This is a genomic window from Actinosynnema sp. NPDC059335, assembly GCF_042752395.1.
Classification (GTDB): domain Bacteria; phylum Actinomycetota; class Actinomycetes; order Mycobacteriales; family Pseudonocardiaceae; genus Actinosynnema.
The window spans coordinates 31,043-35,063 of the sequence record NZ_JBHYXZ010000059.1; the positions used below are offsets into that span (position 1 = coordinate 31,043).

Below are 4,021 nucleotides of genomic sequence, written 5' to 3' on the forward strand. Positions count from 1 at the left end.
TTTCTCCCACACCACCCCCCACCCCGCTCTACCCCCCGGGGCGCGTCTCCCCCCCCCCTGCGGGGGGCCCCCCCCCCCCGCCCCCCCCCGAGGCCGATCAAGACCCGTGCGCGGCTTCGCGCAGGTCCCCGCCAAGGGGAACCCTTGCAGCGATTCTACCGACGGGGTCCGACAATTCCGGCCCGTGCGCTCCCGGCCTCTGCGCCTTGAGGCCGTGCGCTTCCGAGCCGCCGTGCGCTTCCGGGCCGCCGTGCGCTTCGAGGCCGTGCGCTTCCGGGCCGCCGTGCGCCGACGACCCGGCGAGCAGACCGCGCGCCGCCAGGATCGGCAGCACGCCCTCGCCGAACCAGAACGCCTCCTCCAGGTGCGGGTAACCGGACAGCACGAACTCCTCCACGCCCAGCGCGTGGTACTCCTCGACCAGGTCCGCCACCTCCTCGTGGCTGCCGACCAGCGCCGTGCCCGCGCCGCCGCGCACCAGCCCGATGCCCGCCCACAGCCCGGGGTGGACCTCCAACCCGCGCACGCCGCGGCCCAGGTCGCCGCCGTGCAGCGCCAGCATCCGCTGCTGCCCGACCGACTGCGACGTCCGCAGCTGCTCCTGCGCCTTCGCCACCTGCTCCGGGTCCAGCGCCTCCAGCAGCTTCTCCGCCTCGCGCCACGCCTCCGCGGAGGTGTCGCGGCTGATCGTGTGCAGCCGCACGCCGAACCGGATCGGCCGGTCGCCCGCCAGCTCGCGCACCCGGCCGATCTTCTCCGCCACCTGCGCGGGCGGCTCGCCCCACGTCAGGTACACGTCGGCCCGCCGGGCCGCGACCGGCAGCGCCGCGTCGGACGACCCGCCGAAGTAGATCGGCGGCACGGGGTCCGGCGCGGCCATCACGGTCGCGCCCGACACCCGGTAGTGCGCGCCCTCGAAGTCGACCGGCCGCCCCGACCACACGGCCCGCACCACGTGCAGGAACTCGTCCGTCCGCGCGTACCGCTGGTCGTGGTCGAGCCAGTCGCCGAACCGCCGCTGCTCCACCTCGTCGCCGCCGGTCACCACGTTGAGCAGCAGCCGGCCGCGGGAGATCCGCTGGTAGGTGGCGGCCATCTGGGCGGCCAGCGTCGGCGAGATCACCCCGGGCCGGAACGCCACCAGGAACTTCAGCGTCGAGGTCCGCGCGAGCAGCGCCGCGGTGGTGAGCCACGCGTCCTCGCACCACGTGCCGGTCGGCGTGAGCACCCCGGCGAACCCGTTGCGCTCGGCCGCCTGCGCGACCTGGGCGAGGTAGTCGATGTCCGGTTGGCGCGCCGCCGCCGCGCCGAGCGACCGGTTGGCGTGGAAGCGCTCGACCACGGTCCGGCCGTCGCCGGAGGTCGGCAGGAACCAGTGCGGCACGACGGTCATGACAGCTCCCCCTGGAATCGGGTGTCCACGAACTTCCTGAAGTCCACCTTGCCGGGCAGCGCGCCGTCCGCGGTGAACGCGTCGGCCAACTCCTGCTCGGAGGCGATGACCGCGTCGTCCAGCTTGACCGGCAGGTCACCGCCGCGCGCCACGGCGGCCCGGGCCACCTCGGGCTTCAGCCCGGTCTCGGCCGCCCACACCCGCGCCCACTCGTCGCGGTGCGTGTCGGCCCACCGCTGGGCCTGGCTGATCCGCCGCACGAACTCCTTGATCGCGGCCTCCTTGCGCGGGTCGTCCAGCGCGGCCCGCCCGGCCACCTGGAAGGTGTAGCCGTTGGACTTGCCGCGCCCGTCGGTGAGCACCCGCGCGCCGGCCTCCAGGAGCGCCTGCGACGTGTACGGGTCCCACACCGCCCAAGCGTCCACCCGCTTCTGCGTGAACGCCGAGTACGCGTCGGACGGCTGGAGGAAGTTCAGCGTCACGTCCTTCGTGGTCAGGCCCTCGGCGGCCAGCGTGAGCAGGATCTGGCCGTGCGCCGAGCTGCCCTTGGCCACCGCGATGCCGCGGCCCTTCAGGTCCCGCACGGTCTTCACCGGCGAGTCGCCGGGCACCAGCAGGGCGTCGCTCTCCACGTTGCCCTTCGCCGAGTACACCGCGGCGATCCTGGCGTTGGCCGCCGCGGCGAAGATCGGCGGCGTGTTGCCCACCCCGCCGACGTCGATCGCGCCCGCCGACGCGGCCTCCAGCAGCGGTGGGCCGGAGGTGAAGGTCGACCACTCGATCCTGTACGGGAAGTCGTCCAGCAGGCCGGCGGCGGTCAGCAGGGACTGCGAGCCGCCCTTCTGGTCGCCCACCCGGAGCACGACCTCGCCGTCCGACGACGCCGCCGTGCCGCAGCCCGACAGCGCCAGGACCGCGACCGCCAGGACGCTAAGCAGCTTCGACATCGTCCACTCCCAGGTTCGACAGCACTTCCACCCGCAGGTCCGCGAAGGACGCGCGGCGCCGCGGTCGCGGCAGGTCGACGTGGTGCTCGGCCACGATCCGACCCTCGTCCAGCACCACGACGCGGTCGGCGAGCAGCAGCGCCTCGTCCACGTCGTGGGTCACGAACAGCACGGCGGGCCGGTGCTCCCGCCACAGCTGCTCGACCAGGTGGTGCATGGCGAGCCTGGTCAGCGCGTCGAGCGCGCCGAACGGCTCGTCCAGCAGCAACAGGTCCGGCTCGCGCACGAGCGCCCGCGCCAGCGACACGCGCTGCGCCTCGCCGCCGGACAGGGTCAACGGCCACGCGTCGGCATGATCGGCCAACCGCACCTCGGCCAGCGCCCGCTCCGCGACCGCGCGCCCGTCCACGCCGCGCAACCCGAGCGAGACGTTGCGCCACACCCTGCGCCACGGCAGCAGCCGGGGCTGCTGGAACGCGACCGAGACCCGGCCCGGCACGGTGACCGAGCCCTCGACCTCGGCGTCCAGCCCGGCCAGGATCCGCAGCAGGGTCGACTTGCCGCAGCCGCTGCGGCCCAGCAGCGCCACGAACTCGCCCTCGGCCACGTCCAGGTCGAGCCCGGCCAGCACGCGCCGCGGCCCGAAGTCCTTGACCAACCCCCGGATGCTCACCGCGCCCGCCACCGCAGCACCTTCCTCTCCAGCCCGCGCACCACGGCGTCCGTGCCCAGGCCGAGCAGCGCGTAGACGAGCAGGCCGACCACGACGATGTCGGTGCGCAGGAACTCGCGCGCGTTGTTGATCAGGTAGCCGATGCCCGCGTCCGCGTTGACCTGCTCGCCGACGATCAGCGACAGCCACGCCGTGCCGAGCGCGATCCGCAGGCCGACCAGGGTCTGCGGCACCGCCGACGGCAGCACCACGTGCACGACCCGCTCGAACCGGGTGTAGCCGAGCACCCGCGCGGCCTCCAGCAGCGCCGGGTCGGTCTGCCGGATGCCCGAGTGCAGGTTCAGGTAGAGCGGGAACGCGACGCCCGCCGCGACGAGCGCCAGCTTGGGTTCCTCGCCGATGCCGAACCACAGGATGAACAGCGGGACCAGGCCGAGGTGCGGCAGCGTGCGCAGCATCTGCACGGGCGGGTCGAGCAGCCGTTCGCCCCAGCGGGACAACCCGGACGCCAGGCCCAGCGCGCCGCCCACGGCCGCGCCGAGCGCGAAGCCCACCGCGACCCGGCTGGACGAGACCAGGAGCGCGTCCACCAGCCGGCCGTCGAGGACCAGCTCGTAGGCGGAGGTGAAGACGGTGACCGGGGACGCGAGCTTGTCCGGCGGCAGCACGCCGGTGCTGCTCGCGACCTGCCACAGCACGACCAGGCCGAGCGGGCTCAGCCACCGGCGCAGGTCGGGCAGCCTGCGTTTGCTCGGTGCGGGCGCACGCGCGGGAACCACCGTTTCGGGGCGCGCGACAACACCCGCCGTGGAAATCGACACGGATTTCTCCCAGCGGACGGGGAACATCGGACGCGCTGATCAGCGGGTTCGAGTTTTGATATCCGGACGGGGGAAGTCAACGTGTCCCGAATTGTGAAAGTGGGGCGGTGGGCGCGTGTATGGGGGGCGCCGCGGGAGATGGGGGGTAGGGGGGCGGGGGCGGACTTGGTGGCCGGGCGGGAGGTGT

4 protein-coding genes are annotated in these 4,021 nt (G+C 73.9%); all 4 read right to left on the bottom strand.

Annotation, left to right across the window (positions count from 1 at the left end; genetic code table 11):
- Nucleotides 1-97: 97 nt before the first annotated feature.
- From ACFXGA_RS19885 to ACFXGA_RS19900, 4 genes are read right to left on the bottom strand one after another with little or no spacing between them, the layout of a single operon-like run.
- Nucleotides 98-1,393 (bottom strand): LLM class flavin-dependent oxidoreductase, encoded by a 1,296-nt coding sequence (locus tag ACFXGA_RS19885; protein ID WP_378089897.1) that lies wholly within the window; start codon nt 1,391-1,393, stop codon nt 98-100.
- Nucleotides 1,390-2,340, bottom strand: a complete 951-nt coding sequence (locus ACFXGA_RS19890; RefSeq protein ID WP_378089899.1) for an ABC transporter substrate-binding protein — start codon at nt 2,338-2,340, stop codon at nt 1,390-1,392. The genes ACFXGA_RS19885 and ACFXGA_RS19890 overlap by 4 nt, the downstream gene beginning before the upstream one ends.
- Complete coding sequence (locus tag ACFXGA_RS19895; RefSeq protein WP_378089901.1) at nt 2,324-3,025, bottom strand: ABC transporter ATP-binding protein; 702 nt, start codon at nt 3,023-3,025, stop codon at nt 2,324-2,326. Before ACFXGA_RS19895 ends, ACFXGA_RS19890 begins: the two co-directional genes overlap by 17 nt.
- Entirely contained in the window at nt 3,010-3,834 is an 825-nt protein-coding gene (locus ACFXGA_RS19900) for an ABC transporter permease (protein WP_378089903.1), read from the bottom strand. Before ACFXGA_RS19900 ends, ACFXGA_RS19895 begins: the two co-directional genes overlap by 16 nt.
- Between the last annotated feature and the right edge of the window lie 187 nt (nt 3,835-4,021).